Annotated in this window: 1 protein-coding gene; it reads left to right on the forward strand. The window is 62.6% G+C overall.

Annotation, left to right across the window (positions count from 1 at the left end; genetic code table 11):
• Window positions 1-105 precede the first annotated feature (105 nt).
• Window positions 106-1,251: an IS4 family transposase gene (locus tag A7X77_RS31590; RefSeq protein ID WP_064686692.1), complete on the forward strand. Its 1,146-nt coding sequence runs from the start codon at window positions 106-108 to the stop codon at window positions 1,249-1,251.
• Window positions 1,252-1,276 lie beyond the last annotated feature (25 nt).

Genomic DNA, 1,276 nt, shown 5'->3' on the forward strand with positions numbered 1-1,276 from the left:
GCCACTGCTGTCCGGTTTAAATTTGGTGGACATGGCGCACGGTGTTGATTCTACTCGTATTCGGATGTTTGGCGACAATCCCGGACACGAAAGAGGAGCAACACCGTGCGCCATGAGAATAGCGTCTTTCATGATCTGTTGAAGCGGATTCCGTGGACGGCCTTCGAAAGACTTGTGGAGGAGCATCAGGCCGACAAGCACGTGCGGCGGCTGTCGACGAAGAGCCAGTTAGTCGCGCTGCTCTACGGCCAGCTTTCCGGGGCCGTCAGCCTGCGCGAGATCGTCGGCGGCCTGCAAAGCCACCGCAGCGGTCTTTACCATCTCGGCGCCCAACCGGTGTCACGCTCGACCCTTGCCGACGCCAATGGCCTGCGCCCGAGTGCGGTTTTCGCCGAGCTGTTCGCGCAGATGGTGTCGCGCGCCGGGCGTGGGCTCAAGCGGGCCGTCGGCGAGGCGGTCCATCTGATCGACAGCAGCAGTCTGCGCCTTTCCGGGGCGGGATCGGACTGGGCGCGCTTTTCCGATCAGGCCTGCGGCGCCAAGGTTCACGTCGTCTACGATGCCAATGCCGAACGGCCGATCTATGCGGCGGTGACGCCGGCCAATGTCAACGACATCACCGCCGCCAAGGCAATGCCGATCGAGGCGGGCGCCACCTATGTCTTTGACCTCGGCTATTACGATTTCGGCTGGTGGGCGAAGCTCAATGCCGCCGGCTGCCGCATCGTCACGCGCCTCAAATCCCATACAAGATTGGCCGTCACGGAGGAAAAAGCGGTTGGTCCAGATGGGTTCATCCTATCGGATCGGGTCGGCCTCCTGCCGCAGCGGATGGCGAAAAGCCGCAGGAACCCGATGAGCGGGCCGGTGCGGGAGATCTGCGTCCAGATCGAAAGCGGCAAGACATTGCGCATCTTCTCCAACGACCTCGATGCCCCGGCAGAAGAGATCGCCGCGCTCTATAAGCGCCGTTGGGCGATCGAGTTGTTCTTCCGCTGGGTCAAGCAGACGCTGAAGATCCGCCATTTCCTCGGCAACAGCGAGAATGCCGTGCGCATCCAGATCGCCGTCGCCCTGATCGCCTACCTGCTGCTGCAGATGGCCAAGGCTGACCAGACCACCGTCACAAGCCCGCTCGCCTTCGCCCGCCTGGTGCGCGCCAATCTCATGCACCGCCGCAGGATCGACCGCCTGCTGCAACCCACCGCCACTCCGCCACACCATCTCCACCAGATGAGCCTCCAATGGTGACGAATTTAAACCGGACAGCAGTGGC

Origin of the sequence: Rhizobium bangladeshense, assembly GCF_001662075.1 — a bacterium.
Lineage (GTDB): Bacteria > Pseudomonadota > Alphaproteobacteria > Rhizobiales > Rhizobiaceae > Rhizobium > Rhizobium bangladeshense_B.